The 19,044-nt window shown below is 45.7% G+C and carries 15 protein-coding genes; 4 read left to right on the plus strand and 11 right to left on the minus strand.

What is annotated here, in order from left to right; translation table 11 throughout:
* Positions 1–130: 130 nt before the first annotated feature.
* Both DMO16_RS12190 and DMO16_RS12195 read left to right on the plus strand, forming a co-directional pair.
* Complete coding sequence (locus tag DMO16_RS12190) at positions 131–4,591, plus strand: glutamate synthase-related protein (RefSeq protein ID WP_129477683.1); 4,461 nt, start codon at positions 131–133, stop codon at positions 4,589–4,591.
* A gap of 178 nt (positions 4,592–4,769) precedes the next feature.
* Complete coding sequence (locus tag DMO16_RS12195; protein WP_129477685.1) at positions 4,770–5,846, plus strand: FUSC family protein; 1,077 nt, start codon at positions 4,770–4,772, stop codon at positions 5,844–5,846.
* Between the two features lie 44 nt (positions 5,847–5,890).
* Here DMO16_RS12195 and DMO16_RS12200 read toward each other — a convergent pair whose 3' ends face one another.
* The 8 genes from DMO16_RS12200 to DMO16_RS12235 all read right to left on the minus strand — a co-directional run bounded on the left by DMO16_RS12200 (position 5,891) and on the right by DMO16_RS12235 (position 15,361).
* On the minus strand, positions 5,891–6,802 hold the full coding sequence (locus DMO16_RS12200) for an ABC transporter permease (RefSeq protein ID WP_061974262.1): 912 nt from the start codon (positions 6,800–6,802) through the stop codon (positions 5,891–5,893).
* Between the two features lie 15 nt (positions 6,803–6,817).
* Positions 6,818–7,819, minus strand: a complete 1,002-nt coding sequence (locus DMO16_RS12205; RefSeq protein WP_061974264.1) for an ABC transporter permease — start codon at positions 7,817–7,819, stop codon at positions 6,818–6,820.
* A gap of 92 nt (positions 7,820–7,911) precedes the next feature.
* On the minus strand, positions 7,912–9,513 hold the full coding sequence (locus DMO16_RS12210; RefSeq protein WP_129477687.1) for an ABC transporter substrate-binding protein: 1,602 nt from the start codon (positions 9,511–9,513) through the stop codon (positions 7,912–7,914).
* A 55-nt stretch (positions 9,514–9,568) separates the two neighbouring features.
* Positions 9,569–10,537 carry an ABC transporter ATP-binding protein gene (locus DMO16_RS12215; protein WP_061974268.1) on the minus strand — a complete coding sequence of 323 codons (969 nt, stop codon included), beginning with the start codon at positions 10,535–10,537 and terminating at the stop codon, positions 9,569–9,571.
* Positions 10,518–11,522: an ABC transporter ATP-binding protein gene (locus tag DMO16_RS12220; RefSeq protein ID WP_241840552.1), complete on the minus strand. Its 1,005-nt coding sequence runs from the start codon at positions 11,520–11,522 to the stop codon at positions 10,518–10,520. Before DMO16_RS12220 ends, DMO16_RS12215 begins: the two co-directional genes overlap by 20 nt.
* Before the next feature lie 251 nt (positions 11,523–11,773).
* Complete coding sequence (locus tag DMO16_RS12225; RefSeq protein ID WP_129477689.1) at positions 11,774–13,522, minus strand: ABC transporter ATP-binding protein; 1,749 nt, start codon at positions 13,520–13,522, stop codon at positions 11,774–11,776.
* 766 nt (positions 13,523–14,288) lie between these two features.
* Entirely contained in the window at positions 14,289–14,816 is a 528-nt protein-coding gene (gene ntdP, locus DMO16_RS12230) for a nucleoside tri-diphosphate phosphatase (RefSeq protein ID WP_061974274.1), read from the minus strand.
* A gap of 368 nt (positions 14,817–15,184) precedes the next feature.
* Positions 15,185–15,361: a gamma-type small acid-soluble spore protein gene (locus tag DMO16_RS12235; protein ID WP_090237575.1), complete on the minus strand. Its 177-nt coding sequence runs from the start codon at positions 15,359–15,361 to the stop codon at positions 15,185–15,187.
* Positions 15,362–15,549: 188 nt separating this feature from the next.
* Between DMO16_RS12235 and DMO16_RS12240 the strand changes: the two genes are divergently transcribed.
* On the plus strand, positions 15,550–15,774 hold the full coding sequence (locus DMO16_RS12240; RefSeq protein ID WP_061974278.1) for a hypothetical protein: 225 nt from the start codon (positions 15,550–15,552) through the stop codon (positions 15,772–15,774).
* Between the two features lie 43 nt (positions 15,775–15,817).
* Here DMO16_RS12240 and DMO16_RS12245 read toward each other — a convergent pair whose 3' ends face one another.
* Genes DMO16_RS12245 through DMO16_RS12255 form a run of 3 tightly spaced genes read right to left on the minus strand, consistent with a single transcriptional unit; the run spans position 15,818 to position 17,984 of the window.
* Positions 15,818–16,579 (minus strand): SDR family NAD(P)-dependent oxidoreductase, encoded by a 762-nt coding sequence (locus tag DMO16_RS12245; protein ID WP_129477694.1) that lies wholly within the window; start codon positions 16,577–16,579, stop codon positions 15,818–15,820.
* Entirely contained in the window at positions 16,576–17,667 is a 1,092-nt protein-coding gene (gene mutY / locus DMO16_RS12250; protein WP_129477696.1) for an A/G-specific adenine glycosylase, read from the minus strand. Before mutY ends, DMO16_RS12245 begins: the two co-directional genes overlap by 4 nt.
* A gap of 5 nt (positions 17,668–17,672) precedes the next feature.
* Positions 17,673–17,984: a hypothetical protein gene (locus tag DMO16_RS12255; RefSeq protein ID WP_061974284.1), complete on the minus strand. Its 312-nt coding sequence runs from the start codon at positions 17,982–17,984 to the stop codon at positions 17,673–17,675.
* Between the two features lie 47 nt (positions 17,985–18,031).
* On the opposite strand from DMO16_RS12255, the gene DMO16_RS12260 reads away from it, so the two are divergent.
* Positions 18,032–19,027, plus strand: a complete 996-nt coding sequence (locus tag DMO16_RS12260; RefSeq protein WP_129477698.1) for a metal-dependent hydrolase — start codon at positions 18,032–18,034, stop codon at positions 19,025–19,027.
* The last annotated feature ends 17 nt before the right edge of the window (positions 19,028–19,044 follow it).

The raw sequence follows: 19,044 nt of genomic DNA on the forward strand, positions 1-19,044 counted from the left end.
AATGATACTATGATAAGAACGGAGAAAAAATAACTTCTCGAAAAATACATTGGCAAAGAGATAAAACCATATCTATCGATTTGGTTTTTTTATGTCTTATATTAAAACTTGGAGGTAAGGGGGCGATCGGATGGTTAAGTTATGGAGTCCTGCGCAATTTAAGGATTACAGGAAGCAAGAGTTTGACAGCTGTGGAATTGTTTCGGTCATAGAAAAGGAGAACATTCCTACAAAAAAGAACGTGGATGATGCCATTTCTGCATTGATCACAATGAACCACAGAGCAGGTTTTATCGAAAACGAAGGAGACGGCATCGGGATTAATATTGATATTCCAAAGACCCTTTGGAAAGAAAAGCTGACCCGGGCAGGTCTCCCTTATGCTGCCGTGGAATCGGACCAATTTACCGTCGGACATATTTTTATTGATAAAAATGCGGACAGTCTGTCAGAAATGACTCAAATCAAGAAGTTGTTTGGGACACATGGTTTTGAACTGCTGTTTGAAACCACATCTGTGACAAAGTCTGAAGCACTTGGTCCGATCGCCAGAGGTGAAGAGCCTGTATTCTGGCAGGTGGCCCTCCATCCGAAGAAAGTAATGGCGGACCTCGACTGTACGCTGTATAACCTGCTGACTGATATTGAAGTGTCACCTTCTGTTCATGTTGCGTCCTTAAGCAACCATCATGCAGTTTATAAAGTCATGGGATCTGGAGAGACCCTCCCTGCCTATTACCATGACCTGAACAATCCGCTGATTGCATCGACTGTTACACTCGGGCATAATCGCTATTCCACCAACACGCTTTCTACGTTTTTCAGGGTGCAGCCGTTCAGTGTACTTGGCCACAACGGAGAACTTAATACGATTGCCAAGCTACGGGAGGAAGCTGAAATTGTCGGTATTCCGGTCACCGTCGGCGGAAGTGATTCGCAGGATTTAAACCGGGTCATCGAAACATTGATCCTACGTGATGGATTTACCCTGTTTGAAGCGATGGATGTACTGTTTCCTCCTATCGTACATGAAATTAAATCCTATCCTCATCATCTTCAGGATCTCTATACCTACTTAAGGGAAGCATGGGGCCATTTTGCACAGGGACCTGCGGGTATTATTTCAAGATTTGGACGGGAAGCGGTATTCAGCGTAGATGCGCTTGGGCTTCGTCCGATTTGGCAGCTTGAAACGGAAACCTCCCTTTACTTCTCCTCCGAACAGGGCATTCTATCAAACAATGAATTTATGGCAGAGCCCAAATGTTTCGCGCCCGGGGAAAAAGTAGGGTTAAAGCGCGAAGAGGACGGACGCCTGGTTTACTATGATCATAACGGTTACCAGGAAGCTGTCTTCTCTTCCATGAAAGAACGAATTAAGGTGGACGGCGCCCGCAAGCAACTGCACACTCAAGCCTTTGATACCGGTTATGTCCGTGCCCCGCTCAAGAAGCACAATGGCTGGTATTCCGCTTACGGATGGGACCGAGAACAAATCCATCAGCTCGAACAGATGGCGGAAAAAGGGGTTGAGCCAATCCAATCACTCGGGCACGACTCCCCATTGGCTGCCCTTCATCCGGAACGTCAAAACATTGCGGATTTTATTAAAGAAAGTGTGGCTGTTGTTACCAATCCGGCCATTGACAGAGACCGTGAAACAGAGCATTTTTCTACACGTACCGTTCTGGGGAAACGGCCTTCCCTTTTTGAAAAAGAAGAGTCACTTGGAACGGTCGAGCTGCTGACTCCCCTGCTGGTGGAAGGAAAGGACGGAAACGAGCTTTCTAAACAAAACCCCCACCCTTCATATGAGCAATTAAGCGCCTACTTTGAAGCAAGAAACGAAAAATATATTCTTCACACCATCATGAAAGACGAAGAAACAGTGGAAGAGGCCTTAAAGCGGCTTTGCACTGAAGCGGCAACTGCCATTAAGGACGGGGCGACCATCCTTATATTGGACGACAATCAGGCACACCGTATGCATTTATGGCTCGATCCCCACCTCGTATTATCGGCTGTGGATCAAAGCCTCAGAAAACAAATGCTGCGCCGCAGTGCATCCCTTATTTTAAGATCCGCCGCCATTCGGTCGCTTCACGACATTATCCTGGCGATCGGGCTGGGAGCGGATGCGGTCAGTCCTTATCTGCTCTTTGAAACCGTTACGGAGCCAGAGGATACCACTCCGGCAATCAAATTGTTTGAAGCGTTGAACAAAGGACTGGAGAAAGTGATTTCCACTATCGGAATCCATGAATTGAGAGGCTATGACCGCCTCTTCTCCAGTATCGGGCTGAGCCAGGAAATTGCCGAAACACTGAACATCGTTAACTTTTTCGGTTCAGAAAACCTAAGCTATAATTTCTCGGCACTGAAAGAAGACAGTTTTGCCCGCATGGAAGTTTTCAAACAGGAAAATGCAAGACCTAGCAAAAGTTTCCGCCTCTTTCCGCGCGTTTGGAAATCCATCGGAGATATTGCAAGCGGAAAGGCCGACTACAGAAGCTATGCAGAGAAATTATCGGAACAAGAGTTGAAAAATCCGATCGCTCTTCGCCATCTGACCGATTTGATTCCGTCACAGACTCCTGTTGATCCTGCTCAAGTGGACATAGGCGTTAAAGACCACAGCCTTCCTTTTGTCATCAGCTCGATGTCATTTGGCTCGCAAAACGAAACCGCATTCAGAGCATATGCGGAAGCCGCAGATGTTCTGAATATGATCAGTCTGAACGGCGAGGGCGGAGAGATCAAGGATATGATTGGAAAATATCCAAAAACACGGGGACAGCAAATTGCTTCCGGACGTTTTGGCGTCAATATCGAATTGCTCAATTCTTCCAACCTGCTCGAAATTAAAATTGGCCAGGGAGCAAAACCAGGTGAAGGCGGTCATTTGCCTGGCTCCAAGGTGACAAATAAAATCGCCGAGGCACGGAATGCGACCATTGGATCGGATTTGATCTCCCCTTCCAACAACCATGATATTTACTCCATCGAAGATTTGGCGCAAATGATTACGGAATTGAAAACCGCGAACGATCAGGCAAAGGTATCGGTAAAAGTTCCGGTTGTTCCCAATATCGGCACCATCGCTGTCGGTATTGCCAAAGCAGGAGCTGATATTATTACGTTGAGCGGTTTTGACGGCGGTACGGGCGCAGCCAGAGTTCATGCACTGCAGCATGTTGGCTTGCCTGCTGAAATCGGTGTAAAAGCCGCCCATACGGCCTTGCTTGAATCAGGGCTTCGCCACAAGGTTGAGCTTTGGGCTGATGGAGGAATCCGCAGTGCCCTCGATGCAGTAAAAATGATGCTGCTTGGGGCGAACCGGATTGGTTTTGGTACCCTGTCCATGGTAGCGATCGGATGTACGACCTGCCGGGGCTGTCACCTGGATACATGCCATGTGGGAATTGCCACTCAAATTGATTCCGAACAAAAAGCCATTGATCATGGTCTTCGCCGCTTTGTGCCAAGAAAGTTTGACCCGGCTGTTCAGGGACTTGTGCGACTGTTTAGTGCATTTGGAGAGGAATTGCGCTTGCTCACCGCCTCCCTTGGTTTTTCTTCGGCTCAGGAGCTCGTTGGAAAGTCCGATTTACTTGTTCAAGCCCGCGGCCAGGAACAGATCGACTTATCCACACTGCTTCAGATCTCGGTCGTGGAAGAAATGATCCCGGTGCCTCAAGCGGAGGAAAAATTGCTCGCAGCTGTCACAATGGCTGCAGGAGCAGAGTATCTGGATAATGACGTTGCCCAGCTCACCCAGTCCAGAGAGTTTCAATTTGTTACCGCGGAGCAACGCGTGCTTGGCAGCCGTGTCTCCGGGTACAACGTTCGTTCAAAGCAAACCGGCAAAAAGCCTGACATTACGCTTAACTTTAAAAGCGGCTCCATTCCCGGAAACGGTCTTGGCGCCTACACGTCAAAAGGAATTAAAATCAAGGTAGAAGGCGGAGCACAGGACGGTCTGGCCAAGACTGCGTTTGGCGGATCGATTACCATTTTGAAGGCCAAAGGAAAAGACGGCAACTACTATAACGGTTCCGTCGGAAAAGGGGTTGCCTATGGCGCCCAAAAAGGGCTCTTCATGATCCAGGGAAATGCCGATGCCAGAGCGGGTATCCGCCTGTCCGGTGCAGACCTCATCATTGGCGGAAAGCTGACCGGTCCGGTTGTTACGGACCGCGGCAATGTCGGTATAAACGCGAATATCAAAGGATTCGCCTTCGAATATATGACCAATGGAAGAGGGCTTGTTCTTGGCGATCCGGGCCCATGGATCTGTGCCGGCATGACAGGCGGTGTGGTCTACCTCCGTCTCCAGCCAGAGCTGGGCCTTACGACAGAAGTACTGCAGTCCAGAATTGCAAAGGGCGCTAAGGTGTCCCTCGAGCCTATCGGATTTAAAGGCGCAGAAGACATCTCTGAACTGCTGACAAAGTACATGGCAGCTCTTGTGAAATCCGAACAGTTCGAAGAGGCGGCTGAAATCAAACACTTAATTGAACATCCGCTTGAGCATTTTGTTCAGGTGATCCCGGTTAAGGAACAAGCCGATCCGGATGTTTCTACTGAGTAAATAGACTATTAAAACCATCCAATATGGGGAATTATCCCCATGATGGATGGTTTTTTGCTGTTTATTGTGATTCGAGAATTTGTTACAAATGAATACTTGATTATTACGGGGAATCATTGTATAGTTGTCAGGATTATTAGTGATCTAATTTTAATTACAGAAGGGAACACCTTTTCAGATGAAACTTGGAGCCCGAATGATAAAAACGGGGTTGGCCATCACCATGGCCATTTATCTAGCCATGCTTTTTAATTTGAATACACCTGTTTTTGCTGCAATTGCAGCCACGTTTGCGATTCAGCCTTCAATATACCGATCCTTTCAAACCATTATTGAACAGATCCAGGGCAATATCATCGGTGCATTCTTCGCCATTGTCGGAGTGCTCCTGCTCGGAAACAGTCCGTTTGTCATCGGATTTGTCGTAGTTATCGTTATCGCCGTTAACTTGAAAATCAATGTGGAGAAGACCATCCCCCTTGCCATCGTGACGGTGATTGTCATTATGGAAAGCCAGACGCCAAACTTTTTCTCGTTTGCCCTTGGACGGTTTTTGCTCATTATGCTGGGCGTCGTATCCGCTTTTCTCGTAAACTTAATTTTTATGCCCCCAAAGCATGAAACAAAGCTGTATTTCAGCATTTCGAATTTAACTGATGACATTATTAAATGGATGCGCATGATTAACCGTCATGCCTCTGACTACTCGGCCATTAAAGATGACATTGGGACAATGAAGGAAAACAGCATCAAGATGGATCAGCTCTATCTTTTATACAAAGAGGACCGCACTTATCTTAAAAACAATCAGTTTACCAAAGGCCGGAAGCTTGTACTCTACCGGCAGATGATCCATACAACCAAGAAACTGCTTGAACTGCTGCGAAACCTGCACCGTCATGAAAATGAATTGCTATGCATGCCCGAAGAGCTGCGGGAGCTGATCACCGAACAAGTGGAACGCCTGACCAGTTATCATGAACAGGTTCTGCTGAAATATACAGGCAAAATCAGGTCCCAGCATTCAACAGGGATGCTTGATGAGCTTTATGAGAATAAGAGCTCGTTAATGAAGTCCTTCATGAACTATTATAACGAAGTTGAAAATGATCAATGGATGCAATGGTTTCCCGTATTTGCGCTGATTATTGATTACAGTGACCAGTTGGAGCATTTGAACCGCCTGGTTGAAAGCTTTAAGAATCATCATACTGATGATAATGAACTGACGATAAAAGAAGAGAACCTCAATTAAAACCATAAAAAAACTCCTGACAAACGTCAGGAGTTTTTTGCACTTTAGCTCTTCATTCTAGGATCGAGTGCATCCCGGAGGCCGTCCCCCATCAGGTTAAAGCCCAAAACGGTCAGCATGATGGCGAGGCCCGGAAAGATAACGGTCCAAGGAGCCTGAATAATGAAATCCCTTGAATCCGCCAGCATTTTCCCCCATTCCGGAGTTGGAGGCTGGGCTCCAAGACCCAAAAAACCGAGAGCTGCGGCTTCAATAATGGCTGTCGCGATGGCTAGTGTCCCTTGAACGATGATCGGTGCCATACTGTTGGGAAGTACATGGTGAATCAGGATTCTGGAATCCTTCATGCCGATCGCCTTTGCCGCTGTAATGTATTCTTCTTCCTTAACACTCAGCACGCGTGAACGAACAAGTCTTCCGAATATCGGAACGTTAATGATGGCAATGGCAATCAATGCGTTTCTCAGGGATGGCCCAAGAACGGATACAACAGCGATGGCCAAAAGAATGCTCGGAAATGCAAGCAGAATATCAAAAATTCGGGAGATAATTCCATCCACGATTTTGCCGTAATAGCCCGCGACAATTCCCAGGGCCGAGCCGACAATAACAGATCCGGCTACGGAAACAAATCCTACCCAGAGGGAAATTCTTGCTCCGTAGAGTACCCTGCTGAAAATATCCCTGCCAAACTCATCCGTACCGAACCAATGCTCGCCTGAAGGCGCAAGATGCTTGTCCGCCAGTTTTTGGTCCGAAAAGCTGTATGGTGCCAACAACGGAGCGAAGATCGCGATCAAGATGAAAAAAACAACGATTCCCAATCCAACCATTGCAAGTTTATTCTTTTTAAAGGAGCGCCACGCATCTTTCCAGGGCGAGATCACTTTGTCATCGCTTTGCTCCATCACCGGCGGGTTGTTTAACGGTGGTGTGCTCTGTGCCAATTCTGCCATACTAAACTCCCCCTATCAGTACTTAATGCGCGGATCAATGGCCGCATACAGTATATCAACGAACAGATTTATAAGAACAAACAATGTCGCCACTACAAGTATCCCGGACTGGATCACAGGATAGTCACGTGACTGTATGGCATCGTATATATAAGTTCCGATTCCCGGCCATCCAAAGATGGTTTCCGTCAGAATGGCACCTCCAAGAAGAAGCCCCGTCTGCAGACCGATGACAGTAACAACCGGAATCATCGCATTTTTCAAGGAGTGCTTGTACACCACCCAGAACATTTTCAATCCTTTTGCCCGTGCTGTACGGATGTAATCAGATCTCATGACTTCAAGCATGCTGGAGCGGGTCATCCTTGCAATGATCGCCATAGGAATGGTACCAAGGGCAATACCAGGCAGGATTAAGTGCTTCACCACTTCAATGAACTGGTCAAACCTTCCCTCTATCAGCGTATCGATCAAGTACAAATGCGTGATGGCTTCCACGGGCATCCGTATATTGTCCCGTCCTGTTGTCGGAAGCAAGTCCCATTTAATAGATACAAAATATTGCTCCATTAAACCGAGCCAGAAAATGGGCATGGAAACCCCAATAAGTGCAATCAGCATAACCCCATAGTCAAACCATGAGTTTTGAAACCAGGCGGAAATAATGCCCGCATTCACACCGACAATGACAGCAATTAAAATCGCTACAAGCGACAGTTCGATGGTTGCTGCTAAATACGGCCAGATTTCATCGCTGATCGGAGATCTTGTTTTTAATGACATCCCCAGATCGCCCTGGAACAGTCCGCCTAAGTAATGAACGAATTGCGTATACCAAGGCTGATCGAGGCCCAATTGTTTTGTCAGTGTTTCAATCGCGTCTTTTGACGCTTGCTGGCCCAGGATCAATTGCGCAGGATTACCAGGGATCGCGCGAATCATCATAAATACAATGAACGTCATGCCAAGAAGTACGGGTATCAGCAAACCAACCCTTCTGATTGTATAAGAAAACATGTCCACACCTCATTTACGCATAGTTGTGTTACATCCTGATGTTTTTCTCCAAAACAAAAGGGGAGCATGCAAGATACTCCCCCGTTTTTTCATTACTTCGACATGGAAACATCAACAAATGATTGAGAGCCTTTAGGATGCGGGTAGAAACCTTTAATCGTGTTCACACCAGCAAGCTGTGGCTTAGCATGTACAAGAGGAACCCATGGTGCATCTTCGTGAATGATTTCCTGTGCTTTTTTGTATAGCTCTTCACGTTTTGCTTCATCAGCTGTGGATTGTGCTTCAATCAACAGTTTATGAACCGGTTCGCTCTTATAGCGGGAATAGTTATTGGAATCGATCGTATCTTTATCAAGAAGCGTATACAAGAAGTTATCCGCATCTCCGTTATCCCCTGTCCAACCGATCAAGAAAGCAGGTGATTCGCCTTTACGCAGTTTCTCAAGGTACGTACCCCACTCAAACGTTACAATGTTTGCTTTGATTCCAACTTTTGCAAGGTTTGCCTGGATGGCTTCAGCAATTTTTTGTCCGTTTGGCATATAAGGACGTGATACCGGCATTGCCCAAAGATCCATCTTAAAACCGTTTGGATATCCTGCTTTTTTCAGAAGCTCTTTTGCTTTTGCTTCGTCATAAGCATAGTCTTTTACATCCTTATTTTGTCCGGCAATGGAAGATGGAAGCGGCGTTATTGCAGGTTCAGCTGTTCCATTGTAGAAGTTTTTGATCAAATCATCTTTGTTTACAAGATGGCTGATCGCCTGGCGTACTTCTTTTTTGTTGAATGGTGCTTTTTCCGTATTGAAACCGAAGTAAGCAACGTTCATGGAAGGACGCTCAAAAATTTGGAGATTTTTATCCGATTTGATTTTATCAATGTCACTTGGGTTTACTCCGTCGATCAAGTCCACTTCGCCCTTGGTCAACGCATTGAGGCGGGCAGAGTTGTCTTTAATGACTTTAAACGTAACACCGTCAAGCTTAGGAAGTCCTTTTTTCCAGTACTTATCGTTTTTAACCACAGAAATCGTGTCTCCACGCTTCCACTCTTTAAACTTGAAAGGTCCTGTTCCTACAGGATGCTCTCCGTATTTATCGCCATATTTGTCAATCGCAGCAGGGCTTGAAATCGCAAACGGGCTCATCGCAAGGTTTTTAAGGAATGGCGCTTGCGGGCGTTTCAGCGTAAATTCAACTGTAGAATCATCAAGTGCTTTTACTTCTTTAATCACCTGGCCAGGATCGTTCTTGAATCCGCCAAACATGGAAGCATAGTAAGGGAATTTGGCAGCGTCGCCATTCACCCAGCGCTCGAAGTTTTTCACAACAGCATCTGCATTAAAATCGGTGCCATCCTGGAATTTAACTCCTTTTTCAAGTTTGAACGTGTATTTAAGGCCGTCCTTGGAAATATCCCAGCTCTTTGCCAACTCAGGCACAACATCTGTATTTTCTTTTTTATAGCCTGTCAATGTTTCAAATACTTGCTCTGTAACGATAAAAGATTCACCGTCTGTTTCATGAGCCGGGTCCAGTCCAACCGCATCGCCGCCTCGTCCATAAATCATGACGCCGCCGCCTTTTTCTTTTCCATCGCTGCTGGCGCCTTCACTTGAAGACTTACAGCCGGCGAGCCCCAGTGAGAGAACCAAGAGTAACACCAAAACTGTTAATGAACTTTTCTTCATGTTCTTTCCCCCATTTTCATATAGTTTTTTTGCCTCTATTTATGTGTACGAGCTGTCATTCATAAAGATGACAAGCTACGTAATGGCCTTTATCCACTTCCTTAAATTCGGGCCGTCTGGCAGAACACACATCCATTGCCTGTGGGCAGCGGGTATGAAATGCACAGCCTTTTGGCGGATTGGAGGGACTTGGTACATCCCCTTTAAGTATGATGCGTTCCTTCTTGATTTCTACGTCCGGAATAGGCACCGCCGATAGCAAAGCCTGGGTATAAGGGTGAAGTGGATTATCATAAAGCGGTTCACTGTCTGACAGCTCTACTATCCTGCCGAGATACATGACCCCCACCCTGTCGCTGATATGTCTGACCACACCCAGATCGTGGGCAATAAACAAGTAGGTTAAACCAAAATCCTTTTGAAGATCCTGCAAAAGGTTGAGCACCTGAGATTGGATGGAAACATCCAATGCAGATACAGGCTCATCGGCAATAATCAGTTTGGGGTTTACAGCCAGTGCGCGTGCAATCCCGATCCGCTGGCGCTGTCCGCCGCTGAACTGGTGGGGATAGCGATTGGCATGGTAGCTGTTCAGTCCAACAACCTCCAGAAGCTCCTTCACCCGTTTCTTTCGTTCCTTTGCATCTTTCACACCGTGGACGAGCAGCGGCTCCTCCAAAATTTTCTCAACGGTATGTCTCGGATTGAGTGAAGCAAAGGGGTCTTGAAACACCATTTGCATTTCTCTTCGCATTTTGCGCATTTCATTTGAAGACAGGCCGAGAACATCTTTTCCTTCAAAAAAAACATTTCCTTCACTTGGTTCCAGAAGCCTCAGCAGCATGCGTCCTGTCGTCGACTTGCCGCAGCCGCTCTCCCCTACAAGGCCCAGTGTTTCCCCTTTTTGGATGGTAAAAGATATTCCGTCTACAGCCTTTACTTCACCAATGGTCTTTCCAAGAAGACCGCCTTTTATCGGAAAATGTTTCTTAAGATTTTCAACTTTAACTAATGGTTCGGTCAACGATGTCTACCCCTTTCTCATCCTCGTACAGCCAGCATCGGACCCTTTGGCTGCCTCCAAGGCTTTCCAGCGCAGGCGTTTCGCTGATACAGCGGTCAAACGCATGGGCGCACCGGGGCGCAAATTGGCATCCCGTTTTTACCGAGCCGGGCTTTGGTACGTTTCCTGGAATGGAGTACAGTCTCTCTTTTTTATCCCTCATATCCGGAACAGACTGAATTAGTCCTACTGTATAAGGATGCTTAGGAGATGTAAAGATGGTTTTGACATCTGCCTCTTCCACCACTTTACCTGCATACATAACAACCACACGCTGGCACATTTCTGCCACCACACCAAGGTCATGCGTGATCATCATGATGGCTGTATCTGTCTCTTCATTGAGTTTTTTCATCAGCTCAAGAATCTGTGCCTGAATCGTTACATCAAGAGCCGTCGTCGGCTCGTCTGCAATCAGCAGTTTCGGAGCACAGATCATGGCCATGGCAATCATTACCCGCTGGCGCATTCCTCCAGATAATTGATGCGGAAAATCTTTCATTAATTCTTCCGCACGTGGAAGACCAACCATTTTCAGCATATCAACGGCATGTGCCTGAGCTTTTTTCTTTGGCCATTTTTTATGTATTTGCAAAGCTTCGATCAGCTGGCTGCCGATGGTGAAAACCGGATTTAAACTTGTCATCGGCTCCTGAAAAATCATGGCGATTTCATTTCCGCGGATTTGTCGCATTCTCTTTTCCGATGCTGAAACAAGATTCTCCCCATTAAACAGAATATCTCCCTCTACTTTTCCCGCGGGTGAAGGCACAAGTCCCATAACAGATAAAGAGGTAACACTCTTGCCGCATCCCGATTCTCCGACGATTCCGAGCACTTCTCCGGAATTCACCTGAAAATCAATGGAATTAACAACAGAAATTTCACCATCATCTGTCATAAAGGAGGTCCTTAATCCTTTAACTTCCAAGACAGGACTGCTCACTAACCCAACCCCTTTCTATGATGCTTTTTTCTTTCTGCGTGAACATTTAGTAGGACACTCTACTTCGAATTATGACACTAGTCTGATAATTTGACAATATGAAAATTTTTAAAAATTTAAAAGAAATAACAATTTTTTGTTAAATGCGGGTCTTTTTTAATAAAAAAAAGAGGCGGTGCACATGGTGTACACCGCCCTTTTCCTTAGTTTTCTGTTTCACACATCACAACTTTATTCCTAGACTTACCCATTTAATCTCCAAGCTGCTGAACCGTAAACAGATTATAATAAACTCCTTGTCGAGCCATAAGTTCCTGATGGGTTCCGCTTTCTGCAATTTCGCCATTATTCACCACTACAATACGGTCGGCATGAGTAATCGTCGCCAATCGATGGGCGACAATAAACGTCGTCCGTTCCTTTGCAAGCTTGTCGAGCGATTCCTGGATCAAGTGTTCACTTTCCAAATCGAGAGCGGATGTTGCCTCGTCAAGAATCAAAATCGGGGGATTCTTAAGAAAAACCCTGGCAATAGCGAGCCGCTGCTTTTGGCCGCCGGAAAGTTTGACACCCCTCTCTCCGATTTTTGTGTCATATCCTTCCGGGAGGCTATTGATAAAGTCATGGGCGTTGGCTGCTTTTGCCGCAGATATCACTGCCTCATCAGACGCATCAGGATTTCCCATGAGAATATTGGCTTTTACAGACTCACTGAATAAAATGTTATCCTGCAGAACCATGCCGATTTTATCCCTCAGCGAACGTACCTTAAAGTTGCGGATGTCTTCCCCGTCCAGTTGAATGCTGCCTTCGGAAACATCATAGAACCTTGGAATCAGACTGACGAGGGATGATTTTCCGCCGCCGCTCATTCCCACAAGGGCGATCGTCTGACCAGGTTCCACTTCCAGATTGATTCCTTTTAATACATAAGGTTCACTCTCATTGTAACGGAAGTACACGTTATCAAATGAAAGCTGCCCTTTTACTCCGTTCAGTTTTCTGGCTTTTGGCTGGTCATAGATATCATATTCTTCATCCATAAATTCAAAGACCCTGTCCATGGAAGCCAGGGACTGTGTCAGCGTGGTGGATGAATTCACCAGTCTTCGTAGAGGATTGTACAGCCTGTCCATATAGCCTGCAAAAGCCACCACTTCCCCGATGGAAATATGCCCTCCGATGGCCCGGTAGGCCGCAAAGCCAATAACAAGCAACGGAGCAATATCTGTAATGGTGTTCACCACAGCAAACGTTTTGGCATTCCATGTCGTTTGATCCATCGCTTTGTTAAGAAAATGGGAATTTCTTTTATTAAATTGAACCTGTTCATAGTCTTCAAGAGCGAAACTCCGGATCACGGACATTCCCTGCACCCTCTCGTGCAAATGCCCCTGAACTTCGGCAAGCGCCTGCGATCTCTGTTTGGTCAGTCCGCGCAGCCTTGTATAAAAGTATTTAACCGATAGGCCATAGAACGGCAGCATGGCCAGTGCCACTACCGTCAGCCAGCCGTCCATGGTGGCCATAATCACGATGGCAATCACAATCGTAAACATGTCCAGCCAGACATTCATTAACCCGGTAATGACAAAATCTTTGGTCTGCTCCACATCATTAATGACCCTGGAGATGATTTCTCCCGATTTATTATTGGAGTAAAAACGCAAGGAGAGCCGCTGAATATGCTGATACAGCTTGTCTCTTATATCGTATAAAACTTTACTGCCTACCCATTGGGCGTAATACTGTCTGTAATATTCAATCGGCGGCCGCAGCACTCCAAAAATAAAGAATGCTCCTCCCATCAACCAGAACAGTTTGACCATTTTTTCACTGGTCGATAATCCTTCCCCGCCAATAATCGTGTCCACCACATATTTTAAGATGAGCGGAATAAGGAGCGGAATCCCAAATTTCAAAATCCCGATCACAATCGTCCATCCGATCTGTTTTTTATAAGGTTTAACAAAACCCAAATACCGTTTGATACTATCCAAAACATCACACCCTAGTTAGAAATGCTGAAGCGACCGTTTAAAAGCGAAGGCGTTGGAACTCTCGAACATAAATACGCTTTTTGTATTTTGTGAGAGAGTGAAACAACCAAGCTTTTGGTCGCTGAAGCTGGATCAAGAAATGCTGAAGCGACCGTTTAAAAGCGAAGGCGTCGGAACTCTCGAACATAAATACGCTTTTTGTATTTTGTGAGAGAGTGAAACAACCAAGCTTTTGGTCGCTGAAGCTGGATCAAGAAATGCTGAAGCGGCCGTTTAAAAGCGAAGGCGTTGGAACTCTCGAACATAAATACGCTTTTTGTATTTTGTGAGAGAGTGAAACAACCAAGCTTTTGGTCGCTGAAGCTGGATCAAGAAATACTGAAGCGGCCGTTTAAAAGCGAAGACGTTGGAACTCTCGAACATAAATACGCTTTTTGTATTTTGTGAGAGAGTGAAACGACCAAGCTTTTGGTCGCTGAAGCTGGATCAAGAAATACTGAAGCGGCCGTTTAAAAGCGAAGGCGTTGGAACTCTCAAACATAAATACGCTTTTTGTATTTTGTGAGAGAGTGAAACAACCAAGCTTTTGGTCGCTGAAGCTGGATCAAGAAATGCTGAAGCGGCCGTTTAACACGCTTTCATACCAAAATAACGCCTGAGGAAAGATCCCGTCCGGATCCAGCCAAGGCGTCCATCGCAAACATCTATAGTATACATCCTTATGGGCAGAAAAACCTGTTGAATGCTTGATTCAACAGGTTTTTTCTTATCTGAATTCCAAATACCGCTCGTACCATTGCTCTATAAAGCCAGGTTCAAACGGGCCCTTTCTCTGATTGATCATGGAAATTAAATCATTTAGGTTCTTTTGGATAATGTAATCAAGCTCTGGCGGGTATTTCATGATCTGTCGGTGCAGGCTGTATTCATCTTCATCGAGCAGTATATAGGACATATCAGGAAAAACTTTTATATCCAGATCATAATCAATATATTTTAGCGCCTCATTATCCCAAATATACGGTGTCCCCAGGTTGCAATAGTAATAAAAACCATCCTGCCGGATCATGCCGATGACATTAAACCACTGTTTAGCGTTAAAGTAGCAGATTGCCGGTTCTCGTGTCCGCCACTGCCTGCCATCTGATTCTGTTACCAGAATACGGTCATTCCCCGCAATAACAACTGACGAGCTTCCTTTCAGGATAACCGTATCTTCCCAGGTTCGATGGAGGGATCCATTATGTTTGTAGCTCTGAATATCAATAATACTTCCGGGTGTGGGAAAACTCATATGCCTCTCCTTTCCTTCGCGATTCCGGAAGCCAATGGTTTACCAGTTATGGGGTTACTCCTTTCCGTTTAAAATAATACATATAGGTAATTCACCAGCTTCGTTGCAAAATACGTTCATTGTGTCGTCTCATCACTATTCTAGCCCTGCCCGGCGTTCATCATCCCCAAGATCAGTTACTTTACGTTATTTTCTCTTCTATAGTATATCGTTTTAAGAATAGTTTGGAAATGATAGTTACCCTGTTTATTGAAAAAAAGCTCGCCCATTTTTTCATTGCCTAGTTCTTTTCCCCCTGTATGTAGTCAAAAAACCCAGAAAACCAAAAATGCCCCCTGCGTATAGCAGGGAGCATTAATGGATAGAGGTTACTGTTGGTTACCTTGGCCTTTGCGTTGTTGAGATTGAGCGTTTTGCTGACGAACCTGTTGAGCGTCAGTTTCGCTTCCAAACTCAGCACCGTATTGACCTTGGCCAGCTTGAGACTGTTGGTTTTGACGTCTAACTTGCTGTGCGTTTGTTTTTGACTGTTTGTCCATGTGTATCACCTCCACGAAAATTAATTTAACCCTCATCAAATGTTTTTATGTGAGCAAAAAAATTTTTTTTGATGAATATTTTCCGTGGTTGCGGCATCCCCAGACCGGGTATAGGATTGCAAACGGGATGAAAAACTAAAAAAGCTTTTTAGCGTGGTGCGTATGCACCAAAACTGGCACTGGGAGGTAACATCATGTATGTAGGAAGAGACATGAGCGAGCTGGATATGATGGATAAAAAGGAATGGAAGGACAGTGAACTGGCACACTTTCACCAGTCTTTCCAGCAGATTACACCTTATTTAAACGAAGAAGGTGTGACCATACATCGAGAAATCATCAAGGAAATTGAAGCCAGGGGCGGTCTGAAAAGCGATGAAGCGAGTTATGAGAGAGGCACTACCCCCAAAGTGGACTAAAACACACAAAAGGTGATCCTGAACGTTCAGGATCACCTTTCATTTAAAAATTACTGTACGATTGCCCGCCGTCAACGTTCAACGTGGCACCAACCACCCAAGAAGCCCGGTCAGATGCCAAAAATACAACCGTGTTGGCAATTTCCTCTACCGTTCCAAATCGCTGGGCTGGAATGTTTTGCTGAATATACTGGTTGATTTTCTCCGGAGTTTCTTTCAGCCGGCGCTGCCAGTTACCCGTTGGATGCAATACAGAACCCGGCGCAATTCCCGCAACCCTCACGCCCTGGGATATCATTTCATCTGCAAAGGACTTTGTAAACGAGATGAGAGCTGCTTTGCTGGCATTGTAGGTTGGCTTTCCACCCGACTCTCGGCCGAAGATGGAAGAAAGGTTAAGAATTGTGCCCTTTTCCTGCTTTACCATTTTTTCCGCTGCCATCTTGCTCATCCCAACCGCGGACAAATAATTCAAATGCACCGATTCTTCAAATTGGTCCATTGTGGTTTCCATTACAGCCGATCCATTGCTTCCTCCCGCATTATTAACAAGGATATCGATGCCTCCAAAATGCGAGATGAATTCCTGAAGAATGCGTTCCCGGTCTTCAGGTGACGTCACATCCCCCTTCATGGTAAAAAGGGCTTGGCCCAATTCTTCCTTCGCTTCTGTCAGCGTCTCCTCCTGTCGTCCGCAAATGCCGACAAATGCTCCTTCTTCCAGGAACAGCTTGGCAATTCCCTTTCCAATGCCCTTGGAACCTCCGGTAATTAATACTCTTTTCTGATCAAGACCTAAATTCATAAGACTGCCACCTCTTTCGCCAATTTTATAATTTTTTGATGTGAGACCGGAAAAGGATAAGCTTTCATTTCCTCAAAGGTTACCCACTTGAGGTCATCCTTGTCTCCAATTTCATAGATGCATCGCCCTTCGAATAATTGAATATCCCACTTCAGATGGGAAAATACGTGGTCAAGGTTACTGATATGGTCTCCGATTTCTGCTGATATTCCCCATTCGGCTTCGAGAAAAACTTTAAGATCTTCAATTTCACTTTGCCCTCTTTTTTTGACCGGAACATTCGGAAATTCCCACAAATTAGCGAGCAGGCCCTCCTTGGGCCGTTTGTGAATGAGATATTTCCCATCTTCTCTCCGCAAAATAAGAGCAGCTATATCCACATGACGAACTTTTGTTTTCTTCTCCTTTACAGGAAGTTCCCGCTGCCTTCCCTGTTCAAAGGCACGGCAGTGCTCATGAACAGGGCAAATCAGGCAAGCCGGAGATTTTGGTGTGCAGATCAGTGCTCCAAGCTCCATCAGTGCCTGATTGAATGAGGAAGGATCTTCCTTTGAAATAAGCTCGCGAACCGCCTTTTCAAATAAAGTCCGCGATTTCGCCTTTCCAATATCTTCTTCAATGAGCAGAATCCGTGACAGTACACGCATAACATTGCCATCCACCGCGGGTTCCGGGACGCCATAGGCAATGCTCAGTATCGCTCCAGCGGTATAGGGCCCGACACCTTTTAGCTTGGATATTTCCTCCGGTGTATCGGGGACTCTTCCTCCATATTGCTCGGCAACCTCTTTTACTGCGGTTTGCAAATTGCGAACGCGGGAATAATAACCTAAACCCTCCCATGCCTTCAACACCTTCTCTTCATCTGCTTCGGCAAGCGCTTCGAGCGTTGGGAAAAGGCCAAGGAACCGATTGAAGTAGGGAATAACCGTGTCCACACGGGTTTGTTGAAGCATGATTTCCGAGACCCATACTTTATAGGGATCCTGATCTGCTCTCCATGGCAGATCACGCTGGTTCATTTTGTACCAGTCCACCAGGTCTCGCTGAAAATTTAAAATCGAAAAATCGTCAGTATAAGAATTCAAAATGCTTATTCACCTTTCTTTTCAAATGCCCAGCAATGGAGCTTTGACAGGCCGCCGGAAATCATTTGCTCCAGCGCTCCATAAACGGTATGCTCTGTGGACAGTCGCTTTTCTTTAATGGAGTTGTAAGCTTGTGGATCACTGACATCAAAACATTCAACATACAGAAAATCCTGGTCGATGGCTTTCATCCAGACAGGCGTCGACACACCATCTTTCATTAATGCATCAAGCACTTTTTTCATATACATTTCGTATTCACCGACCTGATCGGTGTTTACTTTATATTCAATAAAAACCGTTAGTTTATCATTCAAGGTAAGATCCTCCATTCACCCACTAAACACGTTAGGAGGTGTGTAAATTGGATACTGGAACCCATGTCGTAATGGGGCTCGGGCTTGGCGGGCTGGCAATGCTTGATCCGGCCGTCTCTTCCGATTCCATCACTGCCCATGCTGTTATTCTGGGTACACTGATCGGTTCACAAGCACCCGATTTTGACACCATTTTAAAATTAAGAAACAATGCCGTTTACATCCGCAACCATCGGGGAATCACCCACTCCGTACCTGCCCTGTTTATTTGGCCGGCTGTACTGTCATTAATTATTTATGGACTGAGCCCCGGAGCCAATGGTCTGCATTTATGGCTTTGGACGTCCCTGGCAGTGTTTCTCCATGTTTTTGTCGATATATTTAATGCTTACGGCACACAGGCTCTCTATCCTTTTTCAAAGAAGTGGGTCGCTCTGGGTGTCATCAGCATTTTTGACCCATTCATTTTCATCCTTCATTTGCTCGGATTGGCATTATGGTACGGAGGCTTTGATCCAGGAAGGACGTTTGCAGTAACCTATATTATCCTGGCTGGTTATTATTTGCTCAGGATCTGGAACCGTCACCGGATTGCCCAGGTGGTCCGGCATCACATACCGGAAACCATTGAAGTCATCGCATCCCCCACCATCAAATGGGGACAGTACCATCTGGCCATTAAAACAAAACATCAATTCTTTGTAGGTAACATGAAACAAGGCCGTTTCAGGGTGCTCGACACCTTTGACCGTGTAGAAGTGCCCGATACAGACGTTATTCATGCCGCCAAGAAAGACAAAAACCTTTCGGCGTTCCTTTCCTTTTCACCGGTTTACCGGTGGGAGGTGGAAAAGAACAGCCATGGACATGAAGTCCGTTTTATCGACCTTCGCTACAGAAGCAAAGGGCATTATCCCTTTGTCGCCATTGTCCAGTTGGATGAAGAATTAAATATCATAACGTCTTATACCGGCTGGGTATACAGTGAGGACAGATTGCGAAAAAAACTGGATTATACACCGGGTGTATTAAAAAACGAGTGATGAAGGAAACTCCTTCA

Source organism: Fictibacillus sp. S7 (genome assembly GCF_004127935.1).
In the GTDB taxonomy this organism is placed as follows: domain Bacteria; phylum Bacillota; class Bacilli; order Bacillales; family Fictibacillaceae; genus Fictibacillus_C; species Fictibacillus_C enclensis.

Coding starts and splice junctions, on each gene's coding strand:
- DMO16_RS12205 (WP_061974264.1), bottom strand. CDS start 7,819: ATGTTTTCTTATACAATCAGAAGGGTTGGTTTGCTGATACCCGTACTT.
- DMO16_RS12240 (WP_061974278.1), top strand. CDS start 15,550: ATGTATGTAGGAAGAGACATGAGCGAGCTGGATATGATGGATAAAAAG.
- ntdP (WP_061974274.1), bottom strand. CDS start 14,816: ATGAGTTTTCCCACACCCGGAAGTATTATTGATATTCAGAGCTACAAA.
- DMO16_RS12200 (WP_061974262.1), bottom strand. CDS start 6,802: ATGGCAGAATTGGCACAGAGCACACCACCGTTAAACAACCCGCCGGTG.
- DMO16_RS12190 (WP_129477683.1), top strand. CDS start 131: ATGGTTAAGTTATGGAGTCCTGCGCAATTTAAGGATTACAGGAAGCAA.
- DMO16_RS12210 (WP_129477687.1), bottom strand. CDS start 9,513: ATGAAGAAAAGTTCATTAACAGTTTTGGTGTTACTCTTGGTTCTCTCA.
- DMO16_RS12195 (WP_129477685.1), top strand. CDS start 4,770: ATGAAACTTGGAGCCCGAATGATAAAAACGGGGTTGGCCATCACCATG.
- DMO16_RS12245 (WP_129477694.1), bottom strand. CDS start 16,579: ATGAATTTAGGTCTTGATCAGAAAAGAGTATTAATTACCGGAGGTTCC.